The 18,239-nt window shown below is 44.2% G+C and carries 15 protein-coding genes and 2 pseudogenes; 3 read left to right on the plus strand and 14 right to left on the minus strand.

Going from position 1 to position 18,239, the window contains the following annotated elements:
* Window positions 1-36: 36 nt before the first annotated feature.
* From J5O05_RS08390 to trmJ, 3 genes are all read right to left on the minus strand, one after another.
* Window positions 37-1,251 carry an IscS subfamily cysteine desulfurase gene (locus J5O05_RS08390; RefSeq protein ID WP_208844395.1) on the minus strand — a complete coding sequence of 405 codons (1,215 nt, stop codon included), beginning with the start codon at window positions 1,249-1,251 and terminating at the stop codon, window positions 37-39.
* 23 nt (window positions 1,252-1,274) lie between these two features.
* Window positions 1,275-1,766: a Fe-S cluster assembly transcriptional regulator IscR gene (iscR, locus tag J5O05_RS08395; RefSeq protein WP_208844396.1), complete on the minus strand. Its 492-nt coding sequence runs from the start codon at window positions 1,764-1,766 to the stop codon at window positions 1,275-1,277.
* Between the two features lie 181 nt (window positions 1,767-1,947).
* The gene (gene trmJ / locus J5O05_RS08400) at window positions 1,948-2,685 is read right to left on the minus strand and encodes a tRNA (cytosine(32)/uridine(32)-2'-O)-methyltransferase TrmJ (protein ID WP_208844397.1); all 738 of its coding nucleotides are present in this window, start codon (window positions 2,683-2,685) and stop codon (window positions 1,948-1,950) included.
* Window positions 2,686-2,892: 207 nt separating this feature from the next.
* Here trmJ and suhB point away from each other — a divergent pair, with 207 nt between their 5' ends.
* Window positions 2,893-3,696: an inositol-1-monophosphatase gene (gene suhB, locus J5O05_RS08405; protein ID WP_208844398.1), complete on the plus strand. Its 804-nt coding sequence runs from the start codon at window positions 2,893-2,895 to the stop codon at window positions 3,694-3,696.
* Between the two features lie 70 nt (window positions 3,697-3,766).
* Here the strand turns inward: suhB and J5O05_RS08410 are convergent, their stop codons facing one another.
* From J5O05_RS08410 to queA, 8 genes and pseudogenes are all read right to left on the minus strand, one after another.
* Window positions 3,767-4,579, minus strand: coding sequence for a substrate-binding periplasmic protein (locus J5O05_RS08410; protein WP_208844399.1), 813 nt, complete (start codon window positions 4,577-4,579; stop codon window positions 3,767-3,769).
* 186 nt (window positions 4,580-4,765) lie between these two features.
* A pseudogene (locus tag J5O05_RS08415) lies at window positions 4,766-6,554 on the minus strand (bifunctional diguanylate cyclase/phosphodiesterase).
* Window positions 6,555-6,822: 268 nt separating this feature from the next.
* Window positions 6,823-7,341: a hypothetical protein gene (locus J5O05_RS08420; protein WP_208844400.1), complete on the minus strand. Its 519-nt coding sequence runs from the start codon at window positions 7,339-7,341 to the stop codon at window positions 6,823-6,825.
* 76 nt (window positions 7,342-7,417) lie between these two features.
* The gene (gene secF, locus J5O05_RS08425) at window positions 7,418-8,362 is read right to left on the minus strand and encodes a protein translocase subunit SecF (protein ID WP_208844401.1); all 945 of its coding nucleotides are present in this window, start codon (window positions 8,360-8,362) and stop codon (window positions 7,418-7,420) included.
* Between the two features lie 9 nt (window positions 8,363-8,371).
* On the minus strand, window positions 8,372-10,231 hold the full coding sequence (gene secD / locus J5O05_RS08430) for a protein translocase subunit SecD (protein ID WP_208844402.1): 1,860 nt from the start codon (window positions 10,229-10,231) through the stop codon (window positions 8,372-8,374).
* A gap of 16 nt (window positions 10,232-10,247) precedes the next feature.
* A complete protein-coding gene (gene yajC, locus J5O05_RS08435) occupies window positions 10,248-10,586 on the minus strand; it encodes a preprotein translocase subunit YajC (RefSeq protein WP_208844403.1) in 339 nt (112 codons plus the stop codon).
* A gap of 35 nt (window positions 10,587-10,621) precedes the next feature.
* Window positions 10,622-11,750, minus strand: a pseudogene (tgt, locus tag J5O05_RS08440) (tRNA guanosine(34) transglycosylase Tgt).
* Window positions 11,751-11,921: 171 nt separating this feature from the next.
* Entirely contained in the window at window positions 11,922-12,962 is a 1,041-nt protein-coding gene (gene queA / locus J5O05_RS08445; protein WP_208844404.1) for a tRNA preQ1(34) S-adenosylmethionine ribosyltransferase-isomerase QueA, read from the minus strand.
* A 380-nt stretch (window positions 12,963-13,342) separates the two neighbouring features.
* Between queA and J5O05_RS08450 the strand changes: the two genes are divergently transcribed.
* The gene (locus J5O05_RS08450) at window positions 13,343-15,703 is read left to right on the plus strand and encodes a putative bifunctional diguanylate cyclase/phosphodiesterase (protein WP_425281513.1); all 2,361 of its coding nucleotides are present in this window, start codon (window positions 13,343-13,345) and stop codon (window positions 15,701-15,703) included.
* 212 nt (window positions 15,704-15,915) lie between these two features.
* Window positions 15,916-16,113 carry a hypothetical protein gene (locus J5O05_RS08455; protein WP_208844405.1) on the plus strand — a complete coding sequence of 66 codons (198 nt, stop codon included), beginning with the start codon at window positions 15,916-15,918 and terminating at the stop codon, window positions 16,111-16,113.
* A gap of 44 nt (window positions 16,114-16,157) precedes the next feature.
* On the opposite strand, the gene J5O05_RS08460 is transcribed toward J5O05_RS08455, so the two are convergent.
* The 3 genes from J5O05_RS08460 to J5O05_RS08470 are packed head-to-tail and all read right to left on the minus strand — an operon-like array spanning window position 16,158 to window position 18,160.
* Window positions 16,158-17,048 (minus strand): hypothetical protein, encoded by an 891-nt coding sequence (locus J5O05_RS08460; protein WP_208844406.1) that lies wholly within the window; start codon window positions 17,046-17,048, stop codon window positions 16,158-16,160.
* A gap of 1 nt (window position 17,049) precedes the next feature.
* Window positions 17,050-17,637, minus strand: a complete 588-nt coding sequence (locus J5O05_RS08465) for a hypothetical protein (protein ID WP_208844407.1) — start codon at window positions 17,635-17,637, stop codon at window positions 17,050-17,052.
* Window positions 17,630-18,160, minus strand: a complete 531-nt coding sequence (locus J5O05_RS08470; protein WP_208844408.1) for an RNA polymerase sigma factor — start codon at window positions 18,158-18,160, stop codon at window positions 17,630-17,632. Before J5O05_RS08470 ends, J5O05_RS08465 begins: the two co-directional genes overlap by 8 nt.
* Window positions 18,161-18,239: the final 79 nt, after the last annotated feature.

The raw sequence follows: 18,239 nt of genomic DNA on the forward strand, positions 1-18,239 counted from the left end.
ACTACCCGAAATCTTTACTTGCTCGGTAATTGCGGCTTAGTGGTGTGCCCACTCAACGCTGTCCAAATCGATACCATCTTTGAACATCTCCCAAAGTGGAGACATTTCACGCAGACGACCAATTGAGTTTTTAATCAAATCAACGGTGTAATCAATTTCTTCTTCAGTTGTAAAACGACCGATGCTGAAACGGATTGAACTGTGCGCTAGCTCATCATTACGACCTAATGCACGAAGTACATACGATGGCTCAAGGCTTGCAGAAGTACATGCAGAACCTGAAGAAACCGCAATGTCTTTTACTGCCATCAGCAATGATTCGCCTTCCACAAAGTTGAAACTTACGTTCACAATGCCCGGGACTGACGATTCAGGGCAACCGTTGTAATACACTTCTTCCATACCATTCACACCGTCAAGCAAACGCTGACGTAGCTTGCTGATGTGTGCATGGTCTTTTGCAAATTCTTCTTTCGCGACGCGGAACGCCGTGCCCATACCAACGATTTGGTGTGTCGCCAAAGTGCCTGAACGCATACCACGCTCATGACCACCACCGTGCATTTGTGCTTCTAAACGTGCACGCGGTTTACGACGAACATACAAAGCGCCGATGCCTTTTGGACCATAAATTTTGTGGCCTGAGAAAGACATAAAGTCTACTGGCAGCGACTGTAAATCGATTTCCACTTTACCCGCGCTTTGCGCAGCGTCTACGTGGAACATGATTTTACGCGCGCGGCACATTTCGCCGATTGCGTTGATGTCTTGAATAACACCTAGCTCGTTATTTACGTGCATTACGCTCACTAGGATCGTGTCGTCGCGCATTGCCGCTTCAAGTTTCTGAAGATCCAACATGCCGTTTTCTTCCACGTCCATGTATGTGACTTCAAAACCTTGACGCTCGAGTTCACGGCACGTATCAAGTACCGCTTTGTGCTCTGTTTTTACCGTGATTAGGTGTTTGCCTTTCTTTTGATAGAAATGCGCAGCGCCTTTAATCGCTAAGTTATTTGATTCAGTTGCACCAGAGGTAAACACGATTTCACGCGGGTCTGCGTTGATTAAGTCAGCGATATCGTTACGCGCTTGATCTACTAATTCTTCAGCCTGCCAGCCAAAGCGGTGTGAACGCGAAGCCGGGTTGCCAAATGTGCCATCCATCGTTAAACATTGCATCATTGCTTCTGCAACGCGTGGATCCACAGGAGTAGTTGCTGCATAATCTAAGTAAATCGGTAACTTCATCTCTATCTCCGCTGTGCTTCAACCTAAAGTTGACAGCTCACCTGAATATTATTTAATTGCTGCACTGTATTTTTGACTTGGTTATCTTGGCGTGTCGCCACAGATTGTACATCTGTATTCGATACCAACTCAGCGAGTGTAATATTGTTCAAAAAGTCTTCTATTCGAATGCTCAAGTCTGACCACAACGAGTGGGTCAAACAACGTAGACCACTTTGGCAACCACCGGTTGAACCATGGCAACGTGTCGCGTCAACCGATTCGTCAACCGCGTTAATCACGTCACCAACGGAAATCGCGACGGCTTCACGACCGAGTAAATAACCACCGCCAGGGCCACGTACCGAGCTGACAAGTCCGTGTTTACGTAAACGAGCAAAAAGTTGCTCTAAATAGGACAATGAAATTTCTTGTCGCTCGGAAATATCGGCAAGGGGAACTGGCCCAATACTCGCGTGTAATGCCACGTCCAACATGGCGGTAACCGCGTATCTACCTTTTGATGTGAGTTTCATGCACGCCCCTTGCTAAAAACCAGACCGCAAATTTTAATTACCTGACTAAGATAGTCAAGTATTGTTGTTCAGTTAACAGCGAATACTTGATAAATTTACTCAGGTATTAGCTCATATTCTAATTACCTGAGTAAATTAGTCAAGTATTATAGACGTCGCGTTTCAGAATTTGTCTTAGCGATTAGTCTACTTTTTTGTCATTCATTGAACGGTCTATAGACGTCAGAATACCGCGCAAAATATTAAGTTCTTGATCTTCTGGTCTTGCGCGTGTGAACAAGCGACGCAGGCGTGTCATCACGATACCTGGGTGCTGTTTGATGATGAAACCCGTTTCATTCAAGGTTTTTTCTAAATGCTCGAAAAACAGATCCATTTGTTGTTGAGTTGGGTAACGTACGTCGTCTTCTTCAATCACTTTATCTTGAGTGGCGAGATGCGACATGCGGATTTCATAACTCAGCGTCATAACGGCCATCGCTAGGTTTAGTGAGCTGTATTCTGGGTTCGCCGGAATGCATACGTGGTAGTTACACAGCTGTAGTTCTTCATTGGTTAAGCCGCTGTTTTCACGACCAAACACTAATGCAACAGGGCCATTGACGGCTTCCGCAACTAACTTATCCGCGCATTCACGTGGCTCAACCATCGGCCAAGACAACGTTCTTGAACGCGCGCTCGTGCCAATCACCAATGAACAGTCCGCAATGGCTTCTTGCAACGTAGCAACCGTTTGACTTGCGCCAAGCACATCCGTTGCACCAGCAGCCAGTGCACTTGCATGACTATCCACTTCACACGCAGGATCGACAAGATATAACTTTGACAGCCCCATCGTCTTCATCGCTCGGGCTACCGAGCCGATATTGCCAGAGTGGGAGGTGTTCACCAGTACAATTCGAATATCACTTAAAGCCATTAGCACAACTCTTAATCTTTACAACGGGCGCGGATTTTAGCACAGGCTCGCAACGTGACCTAGCCTTTTGCATATTTTGTCAGCGATAACAACACTGTTCAAATTTTACACTAAAATTTTTCGAATAGATGTTTACAACGGAATAAAAATCACTAAAATACGCCGGCTTGAAATGATCCTGTTCTTTTAAAACTTAAAGGTAATGCTATGCATCCAATGTTAAACATTGCGGTACGCGCTGCGCGTAATGCAGGTAAAGTTATCCTTCGTGCTTGTGAAGATTTATCAAAAGTTGAAGCGTCACAAAAAGGCAGCAATGACTTTGTAACGAATGTAGATAAAGACGCTGAAGCGGTAATCCGCGAAACAATTCTAAAAGCCTACCCAAATCATTCAATTGTGGGCGAAGAACTAGGTCAAATCGAAGGAACAGATGCAGATTACCTTTGGGTTATCGATCCACTTGATGGCACAACAAACTTCATCAAGGGTATTCCTCACTTTGCAGTTTCTATTGCACTTAAAGTTAAAGGCCGCGTAGAACAAGCGGTTGTATACGACCCTGTGCGTAGCGAACTATTTACGGCAAGCCGTGGCCAAGGCGCTCAACTTAACAGCAAGCGTCTTCGTGTTTCAAATGCAAACGATTTATCTGGTACTGTACTTGCGACAGGTTTCCCATTTAAAAACAAGCACCACATGGATGCTTACTTAGATGCGTTCAAAGCCCTTTTCGTGCACACAGCCGATATTCGTCGCGCAGGTTCTGCGGCATTAGATATGGCGTATGTTGCAGCAGGTCGCGTTGACGGTTTCTATGAAATTGGTCTTAAGCCGTGGGATACAGCAGCTGGTGAATTACTGGTAAAAGAAGCCGGTGGTATGATCACTGATTTCGCAGGCGGTGCAAACTACAACCGTAGCGGTAACATCATTTGTGGTGCGCCGAAGCTTTGCCAAGCTATCGTGAAAGAAATTCGCCCAGTACTTACTGAATCTTTACTTAAGTAAGCTACTTAGAATTCTCCATTTAAGAGGCTCGAGGACGAGCCTTTTTTTTGCCCTTTAATTTTTTCTACGCTTAACCTTCATTCGCATCAACCTCAAAATATGGATTTTCCAACTCGATAACGGTCGCATTGTCTAACTTAAGCGCGGCGATACTGGCCGCAAAATAGCGATCAAACAACGATTTAAACTCGCCATTTTTTTCCATAATCGCCAACCCATTTTCTATCGCCTTGGCCAGTGCGGGCTTATCTTTGTTCACGAAAAAGTAAAATGCGGCTGGATAATGAAGGTAAACGTTGGGCACGATGGCTAAGGGAAAGCGTTGAAATGATGCAAGCTCTGAGGATACTTCGATAAAAGCGCGAGGAAAATAATCCACCTGATGGCTATTGAGCATCGAAAACATCGCTTCGTATTTAGCTTGGGGGCGAACGGTCAGGTCATTGTGGGCAAGTATCTTCGTGTCAGGCCAATCATGACCTTGGACAGCGACGAGTGGACGAAGCCCATCTAGCGTTGTGATATTGGCAAAGCGGTCCAATTGGTCTTGATTCACCAATATCGCGCGTTTTCCAATGTAACCTCGAAACAAGGGCACTTTGACGGCGATACCTAAGGTTTCTCGTTCAGGACTGGTCATACTCCAAAGTACATCGACTTTGCCTTGGGCTAACATCATTAACGTGCGTTGTTGATGAGGATGCACTTTTACGTATTCCAGTGGTGCATTGTATTTTGCTGCCTGAAGCGCTTTTTCCAATAACTCAAAGAGATAAACATCTCTGTCATACAATGGCCGTTGCTCTTTCACAACATACACCGTGTCGAGTGCATAGACCCAAAAACTTTGACTCAATACCAACAGCGTCACTAACCACTTCATGGATTGTCCCCTTTTTGTGTTTAAACTAAGCTACACAGGCTGGTGCAAATACTCAAGTGAAATAATTGTTATTTGGAATGAAGGCTTAACGACGTATAAAAGAGAAATATCACGCGCTAAAACGTGTTGTTTAGAGTGAAAAAGACTCATTGAAGCCCGTTAAAGCGGAGTCAAATAGCCGCTTACTTACACCATTTCTTGCGTTGATTTTGCCAGTCGCACTACGGGAGCGGAAGGTTTACGGCGATTACAGACGAACAAATAGCTGTTACGGTAACGTTTCGCTTCTTTCTTCGCATCCGTTGCCAATGCTGCAACCTGATGACTATTTTGACAAAACTCAAGATCCGGTCTGACAAGGCCAATCGACAACGTCAATAAGGGCACAAATTGTTTTTGCCCTTCCCGATTCGTCGCCCAATATCCACCGGACTTCACGTGCTCTGGTGTAAAAAAGGCTTTTGATTGGGTTTCGAATTGCTCGATGATTTGATGACATAGCAATTCCGCATCGTCTCCATCAAATACCACCATAAAATCGTCTCCGCCAATGTGACCCACAAAACATTGACTCGCGGCACAGACTTGGACCGTAACATCCGCAAGCAATTTAATCACACTGTCTCCGCTTGCGTAGCCATATAAATCGTTGAACTGTTTAAAGTGATTTAGGTCGACATAAGCAAGAGAAAAATCATTTTGTGACCGCAGCCGATGTTCAATGGCTTCGTTAATTGCCACATTTCCTGGCAACATGGTTAACGGATTCGCGTGTTGCGCGTGACGAATTTTTTCTTCGGTGATGTGTTTTAAAATGTCACGCGGCGGCGCCAGACCCAAGTAACTGCTATGGCGCGTCACAATGATGTGGCGACGAATATCAAATTCATGCTCGGTGATCTGATGACTGACAACATCTAGCTTATCATTTTCGTCAACTATCAACGGCTGCTTATCCATCAACTCCGTCACGGCCTTTTTCGCAAACAAAGCGTGTCCGTACGGACCTGCAAACACTTCCGTGAGTTGGTCACGGTGCAACAAGCCAATTGGTTGACCAAACTCGTTCACCACGGCAAGACTGACAACACGCTTATCTTGTTCAAAAACATGATGTGCGTCTTTGCACTTGGTATAACTCGCAATCGCCTGTTGCTTTAGTACCAAATTACCGATCACCATCGACGTTTGTAAGGTACTTTTCGGACCGGCTAGATTTAATTGCGATAAGCGATTGTCATGCAGTGCTTTACTTGGCTTGTTTGAAGGGCGCTCTAACAAAAAACCTTGCGCGTGTGCAATTCCCAAGGATTCAAGTAGCCGGAGGCTCTTCAGAACGTTCAATGCCTTCAGCAATCACGGCCGTCCCTGTTGCTTTCGCCAATTCAATAATGGTTTTTAAAAACTCGCGCTTGACGATACTTTGGTCACAATGGTCGACAAAATAGCGGTCAAGTTTGACAAAATCAGGACACAATTCCGACCATTGTTTTAACCCTGAATAGCCTGCACCTAAGTCATCAATCGCAATACTTAAGCCAAGTTCACGATAGTGAGCAATGGTTTTTAGTAACAAAAACCCATCGTCTACTTTGTCTTGCTCTGTAACTTCGATGACCACCCGATTGGCCGATAAGCCATACTTATCAAGCAAATGAAGCGTTTTACCTCTAGGGTGATGTGGGTCGAGTAACGTAACAGGGCTAACATTAATGAACAGCTTGCCAGGGAGGTCGAGTGCGACAAACTGTTTTATGGCGTTATCACGGCAAAGAAGCTCGAGCTCTGAGAGCTTTTCGGCTTCATTCGCGGTTGTAAATAGCCTATCAGGTGATTCAAGCACCGATCCTTTAGGTCCTCTGCTTAACGCTTCGTAGCCAAGTATTTGCTTCTTCGCAATATCAAATATGGGTTGAAATACGGTTTGTATTTCCCCTTTTTCAATGATGCTGTGTAATACCTGCTGCTCGCTCACTGCGCCAAAACCTAAAGAACATGAAAGATGACTGACGTTATCAGTACTTTATTACACTAATATGGCAGATTTTCAGCTTGTACCTGTTTATGCTTGAGATGACTCAAAACATTAAATTGCCTATTTTTTGACAACTTTAGTTAGGTTTGTTTTATATTTCAGATAGATTTTACCAAAACCACGCCAATTTACGCTTTCGTTGTCGTTTTTTGTTCGATGTACTCCTCGATAGAATTCAGTGGTTTATCCTTGAATGTTTTTCAATCATTTAACGTGTCTTTGTACGAATGTATTGATCAAAGAATGTCAGTGCCAATAAGAGATGATAACGGCTGTTGTCATACGCACTTTGTTCAACTTGTTGGTTTGCACGCGCGAGCTGCCAGATTGTCGCATTGATGTAAAAGCATGTGGAATCTGAGCTCTTTTGTTTAATACGCTCGTATTCCTTTTCCATTTTACTCAATTCCATTTCTTGTTCTAACGCACCAAATAACACCTCTGTCACTTTGAAATCAGCTATACAGCGTTCTTGTTGAACCATACTTTCCTGCATTAGATTCAACTGCCCAAGTACCGCTAAGATATGACGAGTAATTCGTGCAGTATCATGCTGAGCGTCCAGTTCATCCAACGCAAATTGCATTTCAATTTGTATTGTAAGTACGTCATCTAACGGGAAAGCGGATGGTGGTGAAGTCGATTCGTTTGGACTCGTTGGCCCACACGCGACAAGCAACGTGAACAAGATAGGCATTAAGGCATTTACAAGCCATTTGGTCTGCATAGACTTCTCCAAATGTCAGGTTTTAAAAACAAAACGCCGCGAGGTCGCGGCGTTTAAAGATAGAGCGTCGACGTGCTTATGGCATTGCGTCGAACTCTGCACCTTCTTTCTCAACTTCAACCGGGATCAAATCTTCTTTGCTGATCCCCATTAAAATGGCGATTGAACTTGCAATGTAAACTGATGAATAAGTACCTACGAAGATACCAAACAACAGAGCGGTCGCAAAACCGTGGATTGTTTGACCACCCCAAACGAACAGTGCAATAAGTACTAAAATCGTTGTCAATGAAGTGATCAATGTACGGTTTAAAGTTTGCGTTAATGAAATATCGACAATTTCAATCGTGTCGTCGATTCTCACTTTACGGAAATTCTCACGGATACGATCCGACACAACGATGGTGTCGTTCAGCGAGTAACCGATTACCGCCAAGATGGCTGCAAGGATAGTTAAGTCAAATTCAAGACCTAACACCGAGAATAAACCGACAGTCAATAACACGTCGTGGAAAAGCGCCAGTACTGCACCGACTGCGAAGCGCCATTCAAAACGAAACGCTACGTAGATAAGGATACAGATAAGCGTGGTCAGCATAGCAAGACCACCTTGCTCTTTAAGGTCTTCACCGACGCTTGGGCCTACGAATTCAATGCTACGCATTACGATTTGAGGATCAACCGTTTTTAAAACTGAAATCAGTTGGTTACCAATAACTTCCGCTTTAATGCTGCTTTCACGAGGGGCTAAACGCACCAATACTTCTGTACTACTACCATAAAGTTGTACAGAGGCATCGGCAAAATCGTTTTCAGCAAGTACTTTACGTACTTCAGCTAAATTTGCCGGTTGTGAAAAACTCACTTCTACCGATGTACCACCGGTAAAGTCCAAACCAAAGTTGATCCCTTTTGTGAACATAGACACAACGGCTGCCAACATCAGTAAACCCGAAAACGCCATCGCTAGATTGCGTACGGACATAAAGCGGACGGTGCTTTGTAAATTCAATAACTGCATGTTCGCTCCTTAAATCGACAACTTAGTGACTTTCTTACCACCAATGAGTAAGTTCACTACCGCTCGAGTACCAACGATTGCTGTAAACATCGACGTCATGATACCAATCGCTAACGTTACCGCGAAACCTGCAATTGGGCCAGTCCCTACTGCGAACAGAATAATCGCCGCAATTAATGTAGTAATGTTCGCATCAAAAATAGTACTAAACGCGCTGTCATAACCATGGTGTACTGCTTGCTGAGGACTGCGTCCTTCCGCTAACTCTTCACGAATACGCTCAAAAATAAGTACGTTGGCGTCAACCGCCATACCGACCGTAAGAACGATACCAGCAATACCTGGCAAGGTCAGTGTCGCACCTGGGATCATCGACATAACACCGACAATCATGACAAGGTTCGCTGCAAGCGCCAAGTTCGCAATGAGACCAAAGCCTTTGTAATAAATCGCCATGAACGCAAGTACAAACACGAAGCCAAGCACCACAGCCATCATACCAGCATCAATATTTTCCTGACCAAGGCTTGGACCTACCGTACGTTCTTCAACGATTTGGATTGGGGCCACCAAAGCACCGGCACGAAGTAATAACGCAAGGTTATGTGCTTCTGCTGGGCTGTCGATACCCGTAATGCGGAATGAGCTATTTAAACGTGCTTGGATAGTCGCCACGTTAATCACCTCTTCCACTTTCGTTGGAGGAAGCGCTTTACCGTTGGCGTCTTTTTTCCCTGAAGGCTTGTATTCGATAAAGACCGTTGCCATACGTTTACCAATCGCACGCTTAGTGAATGCATTCATTTTTGCACCACCTGCGCTGTCTAAGTTAATGTTAACTTGTGGACGTTGGTATTCATCAAGACTATTTTGCGCACCCGTAATGTGGCTACCTTCAAGAATCACGCGTTTTTTCAGTACAACAGGGTAACCATCTTTATGCTTCAGCACTTCAGCACCTGGTGGTACGCGTCCTTCGGCGGCTGCACGCACATCCGCTTCTTCGTCTACTTCACGGAATTCAAGCGTTGCGGTTGCACCTAAAATCTCTTTTGCTAACGCTGTGTCTTGAACACCAGGAAGTTGAACAATAATACGCTCTGCACCTTGGCGTTGAACGTTTGGTTCTGCAACACCTAACTGGTTAATACGGTTACGAATGATGGTTTCGTTTTGCTTGATAGCATAGTCACGAATTTCTTTAAGTTTTTGTTCGCTCAAGGCCACATAAAACGCATTTTCGTTGCTGCTGTCATCAGTAAAGACGTTTAATGGATCGCGCTTTTTCAAGAAGCGTTCCGCTGCATCTTTGTCTTCCGCTGAACGCATTTCAACCAAAATACGCTCACTTCCAGCTACTCGGCGTACCGTGCGATAGCGAAGCTTCTCATCACGTAAACTTGAGCGGAAATCTTGTTCCATTTGTGACAACGCATTGTCGAGCGCAGTAGACATGTCCACTTCCATCGTGAAATGAACACCACCACTTAAGTCCAGACCCAATTTCATTGGGTTGCCGCCTAGTTGTTTTAACCATTCTGGTTGCGCAGGCGTCATGTTAATTGCGGAAATGTATTCGCTGCTTAACTCTTCACGTAATGCATCTTGCGCTTTTAATTGGTCTTCTACGTTTTTGAAACGCACGAGAATTTGACCATTTTCCAAACGTGATGATTTTGGCGTGAGCTGGTGCTTGTTGATGATGGTATTTACTTGCTCAAGTACCGTCAGATCTGCACTGGCACCTTTCGTACCAGAAACCTGAATGGCCGGATCACGGCCATACAAGTTTGGGGCAGCGTAAAGCATCCCCATTAGCAAAACGGTAAGTACTAGCAAGTATTTCCATAAAGGATACTTGTTTAACACTGCTTAGTCCTTATTGTTATAGTGCTTTCATTGTGCCTTTAGGCAACACAGCCGTAACTGCACCCTTTTGCACAGTCACTTCTGCTTGGTCGTTAAGCGCAATTACAAGAAAATCTTTGTCATCCGACACTTTTGTAATGCGACCTACAAGACCACCTTGCGTTAAAACTTCGTCACCTTTAGCTAATGCACCCATTAGTTCACGATGATCTTTCACACGCTTAGCTTGTGGACGGTATATTAGGAAATAAAACACTAGGCCAAAAATACCTAGCATAATTAACATTTCCATGCCGCCACCTGCAGGCGCTGCGCCAGCAGTACTTGCGTGTGCTGAAGAGATAAATAAACTCATAACACTTCCTCTTAGTTTCTTAAATTTTTAATGTTTTATTCTTCGTTTTCCGCAAGAGGAGGTACAGGCAATCCACGTCTTGCATAAAAATCTGCCACGAATTCATCTAACCTACCTTCCGCAATGGCGTTGCGAAGCCCTGCCATAACGCGTTGATAAAAACGTAAGTTGTGAATCGTATTCAAACGTGCTCCCAAGATTTCATTACACTTGTCTAAGTGATGTAAGTAAGCACGAGAATAATTTTTACAGGTGTAACAATCACATTCAGCATCCAGCGGGCTGGTATCTGTTTTGTGCGTCTGCGTTACGGATTTTAATGACACCATTTGACACAAATAAGTGACCGTTACGCGCGTTACGAGTTGGCATAACACAGTCAAACATGTCGATACCACGGCGTACGGCTTCAACCAAGTCTTCTGGTTTCCCGACGCCCATTAAGTAACGCGGCTTATCTGCTGGCATCTTATAGGCACAATTGTCCAAAATGTTGATCATGTCTTCTTTTGGCTCACCGACGGATAAACCGCCTAATGCATAACCATCAAAGCCGATTTCTTCTAGACCTTGCTGAGATTCAGCGCGTAGGTTTGGATACATACCACCTTGGATAATACCAAACAGCGCAGAGTCATTACCTTCATGCGCTTGCTTAGAACGCTTCGCCCATCGTAACGACAATTCCATCGAATCGCGCGCTTGTTTTTCTGTCGCTGGGTATGGCGTACATTCGTCAAAAATCATCACGATATCTGATCCTAAGTCGCGCTGTACTTCCATCGCTTTCTCAGGCGTTAGCATAATACGTTCACCGTTTACTGGTGACTTGAACAACACGCCTTCTTCACTGATTTTACGCATTGCACCAAGGCTGAAAACTTGGAAACCGCCTGAATCAGTCAAAATTGGTTTATCCCAATTCATAAAATCATGTAAATCACCATGTTGCTTGATGATTTCTGTACCAGGACGCAACATCAGGTGGAAAGTATTACCAAGGCAAATCTGCGCCCCAGTTCCTGCCAATTCTTCAGGCGTCATGCCCTTAACTGTACCGTAAGTACCTACTGGCATAAATGCAGGTGTTTCAACAACACCACGTTCAAAAATCAAGCGTCCGCGACGGGCTTTACCGTATGTACAGTCCAATTCGAATTTCATTTTGACCTCTTTTGTCGGAAAAACAGTCCAACTGCTTAGGAGTTGTAGCTCAACTCAATGGATTAAAACTGCCCGATTTTACCTTGTTTAGAGAAGCAATTCTAATTATTGAGCCAAAAAACCACAATTAAAGAGCCGTAAAAAAAAGCCTCGAGACACTCGAGGCTTTTTTTATTTTTCGTTTTGTCGTGTAAGGAACATCGCATCGCCATAACTAAAGAAGCGATATTGTTCTTTTATCGCGACATCATAGGCATTCATAATATGGTCTTGCCCTGCAAACGCACTCACTAACATGATGAGGGTTGATTCAGGCAAATGGAAATTCGTTACCATGGCGTCAACCACATTAAATTGATAGCCTGGGAAAATAAAAATGTCGGTATCACCATAGAATGGCGCTAATTCCCCACCATGGGCTTTTGCCGCAGATTCCAGCGAGCGTACAGACGTAGTCCCTACTGCAATAACTCGTCCACCTTTGGCTTTGGCCGCGTTTACCGCATCCACAACGTCTTGTGGCACTTCAATGTACTCAGAGTGCATTACATGTTCTTCTACCGAATCGACACGGACTGGCTGAAATGTGCCAGCACCAACATGCAACGTCACGTATGCCATCTCGGCACCTTTGGCTTTCAACTTTTCCAAAAGCGGCTCATCGAAATGTAATCCTGCCGTTGGAGCAGCAACCGCGCCAGGTTTTTCACCGTAGACAGTTTGGTAACGCTCTTTGTCAGAATCGTTGTCAGGGCGGTCGATGTAAGGTGGTAACGGCATATGACCAATGTCTTCTAAAACATCAAAAACCGTTTGTTCGCAATCAAAATGCAATTCAAATAATTCACCATGACGACCCACCATCGTCGCGTCAACTTTACCTTCAAGCAACAATTTGGCACCTGCTTTTGGCGCTTTACTCGCACGTACGTGCGCAAGCACTCGGTGTTCATCTAGCACGCGCTCAACCAGCACTTCGATTTTGCCACCCGAGGCTTTTTGCCCAAACATGCGAGCCGGGATCACCTTGGTGTTATTGAAAATAATTAAATCGTTTGGCTCGATGTAATCGAGAATATCGGTAAAGACTTTGTGCGTGATTTCACCCGTGTTGCCGTTAAGTGCGAGAAGACGACTCGACGAACGCTCCTGCTTTGGAAATCGTGCAATCAATTCATCAGGAAGTTCAAAACTAAAATCAGCTACGCGCATGACAGACCTCTTTTACCAAAATTGCCGCAAGTCTATTGCGCAATAAAGGTATAATCAAGTGCTTGTCTATCACTCAATTAGGCATTAATCTAACCGTTCAACCGTTAGTAATTGCTGTACATTACCTGTTTCGGCACATTACTTTTGCTATTTTACTTTATGAAGCAATATATTAGATTCGAGGCGCGCGTGGTTTATCACCTCAACATCGGCTTGGAGTGTTCTCTTCATGGCTGAACAACTGACATTACTCATTTTGAATGCCAGTGATACTGAACGGTCGATAATTAAAAAAACCCTCAGTAACCTCGACGTTTTTCAATTCATTGAAAGCGACGACAGTTTAACAGCATTGCAGCTGCTTAAAACACGATCCGTTGATGTCATTATTACGGGAACTCAACGTAGGTCGTATCGATGGTTGGCGTTTCGCGCGTATGGTGCGTTCGGGGCTTTTACACACGCCCAAAAATACACCGATATTGCTCACGCCACCTACTTATTGCGAACGTATTGCAGAAACCACAGCTCGCAGCTACAGCATTGATGCGGTGCTTCCTTTTGAACGCCAAGATATTTTGCCGCAGGTGCTCGCCAACGTATTGTCTACGCATTTAGAAAAAAGCAGCCGGTTAAATTTACTATTATTAGAACCGAATCCGTTGCGCGCAGACGAAATTTGTCAGCACCTTGCGCTGAACTTCGCATGTACTCATGTCACATCACACACAGCAGCGTTGTCTTTATATCTTCAAAATCAGTACGCAATTGTGTTGCTTGACGCGACATCCACACGCTCAGAATCGGCAAAGCAACTCGTTGAAAGCATACTAAAGCACAACCCCAATCAAGCGATTGTTACTATCATAGATAACCGTGATGCGGATTACGCTGAGCAGTTACTGCTTTTGGGGGTCACGGACTTCGTGCGTGAACCTTATGATATTTCCATTTTGAGCAAGGTCTGTGACCACGCCGCTCGTCGTGAGGATTTCATGGTGAGTTATGCCGAGTTTGCCGAAAAAGTGGAACAACTCAGTCGCAGTGAACAACGTTATAAAGACCTTTTCTCTGCCCACCAACGAATTCTGCTCCATCTCAACACGGTGGTTATGGAGCTTGATGAAACAGGGCTTATTCGCTTTATTAATCCAGCGTGGGAGCAGCTTTCGGGCCATGGCATAAAAATGAGCCTTGGGCATGAATTAACCGAATTTACGGTTCCACAAAACCGCAAACCGCTTCGCGAGGTCATGGCACGTATTTTGTCGGGTCATGAACAACAAGCACAGACTGAAATTCGTCTTATGCACAAAAATGGCCGAGAGGTTTGGGTAGAATGCCGTTTTCAGCTCATTAAAAATTCAACTAGCCGAGCGACAATTACCGCTACGCTCGACAACATCCATGAACGTAAAGAAGCAGAATTACAGCTACGCCATCTTGCCTTGCATGACACATTAACCGGTCTACATAATCGCTATTATTTTGACCAACAGCTTAATAACCTCTGCAACGAAACGCGTGCGGCAGAGGATGAAGAGCATGCGTTGATTTACATCGACCTTGACCACTTTAAAATCATCAACGATTCAAAAGGCCACCAACAAGGTGACATCGTCTTAAAAGAGGTAGCTGAACTTTTTAATCACAACATCGATGACGAACATTTAATTTTCCGTATTGGCGGTGATGAATTTGCGGTACTGTTGAAGCATAAGTCATTGCTGGACGCGCATTTAATTGCAGAAAGCATCTGTATGGCGATTGATAGTCACCAATTCCACTCTGAAGAACAAAGCTATGCAATCAGCTGCTCTATCGGATTGACTCAAATTACTACAGAAAACTGTGACCCAAGCGAATGCCTAAAACAAGCAGACATTGCGCTTTATGTTGCTAAAAGCCTCGGTCGTAATCTTGTCCATTGTTATTCAAAAGAAGATTCACACAACAATGCAATGCAAACCGGTCTTGAATGGGGACACAACGTACGCCAAGCTCTACAAAACAATCAAATTGAGCTGCACTACCAACCAATTTGGGACTTTAAGCGTGCTCAAGTCGCTTACTTTGAAGTGTTGCTGCGCCTTAAAATCAACGATGAGCTGATATTCCCAAATCAATTTATTCCGTCTCTAGAAATGCTTAACGACACTTACTTGATGGACCAATGTGTGATTCGCAATGCCATTCATGCTGTGTCACTACATAGGGATCTCAACCAAGTTGCGATAAACCTTTCCGCACAATCGTTTTTGGACGAGCGATTATTGCCACATATTCAAGACTGCTTGGTGGAATATCAAGTTTCACCTGCAAAGATCATCTTTGAGATCACGGAATCGGCAAGTATCAACAATTTGAACGCGACTCGATCGATGATTGAAAAGCTCAATGACTTGGGGTGTCACTTCTCGATTGATGATTTTGGTACTGGGTTTAGTACATTCAGTTACTTAAAACAACTACCGGCCCAACACGTTAAAATCGATGGCTCATTCGTTCGCGATATGTTGAATGATCCGATTGATCACGCTCTGGTCAAAGCGGTGCATGATATTAGTCAATCACTAGACAAGCGTTCTGTTGCTGAATACGTTGAAAATGAAGAAATTTTTGATGCTTTGAAGGAAATTGGTGTGGATTATGGACAGGGATATTACATTTCAAGACCATTGCCAATAGAGAAATTATCGCTCGCTCTCAAAACTATTTTGCTCGAGAAAACAGCTTCATAACACTTTTACACGATTTTTTGCTTCCACTTCCCCTAGAAGCGTCTATACTGATCATTACGAGTGATGTCGCCTTGGAATGGGATTTTCCAGATAAATAGGCGACATCGAGCTAAAAAACACCAATCTACATAACTTACTGATTACCTAAATTAGATAATACATAGTTTAGTTTGATGGATATTGGCTCGTCATGGATAAATAGGAGATTCATTATGTTCGCTTTGCTCTCTTTTTTACTGGTAGCCAATTGCTTTATCGCTTACCAATGTTACAAAAATGCGCACTTGAAAGGATATCCAGTTAAGCTGTTTGCAGGACTAGGCTTTATTCCTTATTTTAATTTGGTCGTGTGGGTGTATTTACTCTTCTTGCCAAATCTCGCTGAAACAGGCCGTTTTCACCAATATTGAGCCTTTTTAGCTATACGAGAAGGTGGCTAATGCCACCTAATTTCTTAAAACGTGTAACGTTCTACTTTCTCTCGTAATTTGGCAACACTGAATTTGCCGCTCACGCATGCTTGAATATCATCCTTTGTATAAACATGTACCTGTTTGCCACTGCCTGTAAGGCCCGTAACAATAAAGCTTACGTGTTCATTCTCGGGTAGTGTTTTTAAACCAGCCCCATAATCACAAAGCGATTTGCTCAATGCTTGGTCTAGCTTTTCTTGGGTTGCAGCTTGTGCTTCTTGTTTTTGTGACGCCTGCTTTGCTTTTTGATCTGCCATTGTGCGCTTAAGCTCTTTTTGCTCAGCCGCTAAGGTTTCTTGTTGAGATTGCAGCGTCTTAATTTTCGCTTCCAATTCTTTTAGCCGCTGCTCGGTCTCCGCTTTTTCATCCTTATCTTCTAAGCCCTTCGCGAACCCGAGTTCTCTTCGTTCCCGCTCCAGTTCACGGATCTCCCGACTTAACTCCCGCTCTTGCTCGGCACTTCTGCGCACTTCTTCGGCCTGCAGACGCACATTTTCCATGGTTTGGTGATAAGCTTCGCGCGAGGCATCGGCCAAATCTTCACCGAAATTCCCCAAATGCTCTGCAATTGCGTCAAGGCTTTCAGGGTCAAGACTCATGAATGCCATTGCGCCATCGCCACTGTCATCACTGAATCGTGAAAACCAGCGATTCCCTGTCTTAACGTTGACATTAAATACAATCCCTTGGTGCTTAAGATAGAACCCCTTAACGTCACGAATAGACTTACCCACATCATGCTGGAGTGCACTCTCCAGTACATTTTCAAAAATACTCACGTCTCTTTCCATCGCACTGAGATCAAGATCTTTTGCTAGGGTGTTGCCACTAAAGGCAACCGCGAATGCAGCAACGATATAATTCATCTTCATACTAACGATCCTCTAATTTAGCCACATTCGTTTGTGGTAGGTGTTCAACTTGTTCAGCAATGTCATTCAATTGCAATCGAAGTAAAGCTTGGTCTTGTGCCCTTTGTGTTTTCCAAAGTTGCAGTAACGCGTTCATGTCTTCACGTCGTTCATCCCGACTTGTCGCCAGTACGTGTTCTACAGCATCTAACAACTTCGAGTTTTGGCTAGACTGTTGATTGTCTATCCGACCAAGCAAGGTTGTGATTTGTTGCTGTTGCTGTTGCACTAGCTGCTGTTGTGAAGCCATTTGTTCCGTTAATTGCTGGTTTTGGGACCACATAAAGACACAACTTGCCAATGCGATGACCGCTACACTGGCAGCAATTGCGTACCATTGGCTTGCGCTCCTCTTAGTACCGACATAGGTGGATTCTCTGTTCCACGTGGGAACATCCTCATCTAACATATTTTGTGCCCGAGATTGCCAAACTTGCGCTTCTGCCAACATGGGACCGAAATCAGCGTCAAGACGTAATTGCTTCAGCTCATCGTCTGATAGCGCTATGCCATCCAGCCATTTTGCGAATAGAATTTCTGCACTAGCCATGAACCACCTCTAATTGATTTTTCATCTTCTTCAGCGCGCTATAGAGCCTTGTTTTAATGGTGTTCGTACTCAGATCCGTTATGTCGGCAATCTCTTCAAACGTAAGATGTTGAAAGAATTTAAGTTCAACAATCTGTCTTTGCTCTATCGGCAATTGCTGTAGAGCTGAATACACTTCTCTGTTTGTTGCATCAATCACCATCGACTGCTCCGCACTTAAGTCATGTTGCTCTTCGTCGATGATTTCAAGCGGTTTCTTGCGTCTAAAAAAATCAACGCAGCGCGCATGGGTAATTTTATACAGCCACGTTGAAAATTGACTGTCCCCTGCAAATTGAGGCAATGCAGTGAACACGCTTACAAACACCTCCTGCATTAAGTCACACGCGTCTTCACGATGCCCCACCATACGTAGGCAATGGTTGAACACCTGCTTCTCATAACGCGTAACCAAAGTAAGCCATGCTTGCTTATGTCCAGCCTGTGCTTTTTTGATTAGCCCTGCTTCCGTTGAAAAAATCACGAGACCTCTTTGTGTGCTGATGCCATGTGTACCCGATGGTCACTTAATAACATGAATTCATTTACTCAATTAGTCGACT

Source organism: Pseudoalteromonas xiamenensis (assembly GCF_017638925.1).
Taxonomy (GTDB): Bacteria; Pseudomonadota; Gammaproteobacteria; order Enterobacterales; family Alteromonadaceae; genus Pseudoalteromonas; species Pseudoalteromonas xiamenensis.

Excerpts from the sequence above, each read along its gene's own strand:
- J5O05_RS08410 (WP_208844399.1), bottom strand. The coding sequence starts at position 4,579 with ATGAAGTGGTTAGTGACGCTGTTGGTATTGAGTCAAAGTTTTTGGGTC.
- J5O05_RS08460 (WP_208844406.1), bottom strand. The coding sequence starts at position 17,048 with ATGAAGATGAATTATATCGTTGCTGCATTCGCGGTTGCCTTTAGTGGC.
- suhB (WP_208844398.1), top strand. The coding sequence starts at position 2,893 with ATGCATCCAATGTTAAACATTGCGGTACGCGCTGCGCGTAATGCAGGT.
- trmJ (WP_208844397.1), bottom strand. The coding sequence starts at position 2,685 with ATGGCTTTAAGTGATATTCGAATTGTACTGGTGAACACCTCCCACTCT.
- J5O05_RS08465 (WP_208844407.1), bottom strand. The coding sequence starts at position 17,637 with ATGGCTAGTGCAGAAATTCTATTCGCAAAATGGCTGGATGGCATAGCG.
- J5O05_RS08450 (WP_425281513.1), top strand. The coding sequence starts at position 13,343 with ATGTCATTATTACGGGAACTCAACGTAGGTCGTATCGATGGTTGGCGT.
- iscR (WP_208844396.1), bottom strand. The coding sequence starts at position 1,766 with ATGAAACTCACATCAAAAGGTAGATACGCGGTTACCGCCATGTTGGAC.
- J5O05_RS08390 (WP_208844395.1), bottom strand. The coding sequence starts at position 1,251 with ATGAAGTTACCGATTTACTTAGATTATGCAGCAACTACTCCTGTGGAT.
- queA (WP_208844404.1), bottom strand. The coding sequence starts at position 12,962 with ATGCGCGTAGCTGATTTTAGTTTTGAACTTCCTGATGAATTGATTGCA.
- yajC (WP_208844403.1), bottom strand. The coding sequence starts at position 10,586 with ATGAGTTTATTTATCTCTTCAGCACACGCAAGTACTGCTGGCGCAGCG.
- secF (WP_208844401.1), bottom strand. The coding sequence starts at position 8,362 with ATGCAGTTATTGAATTTACAAAGCACCGTCCGCTTTATGTCCGTACGC.
- J5O05_RS08455 (WP_208844405.1), top strand. The coding sequence starts at position 15,916 with ATGTTCGCTTTGCTCTCTTTTTTACTGGTAGCCAATTGCTTTATCGCT.
- J5O05_RS08420 (WP_208844400.1), bottom strand. The coding sequence starts at position 7,341 with ATGCAGACCAAATGGCTTGTAAATGCCTTAATGCCTATCTTGTTCACG.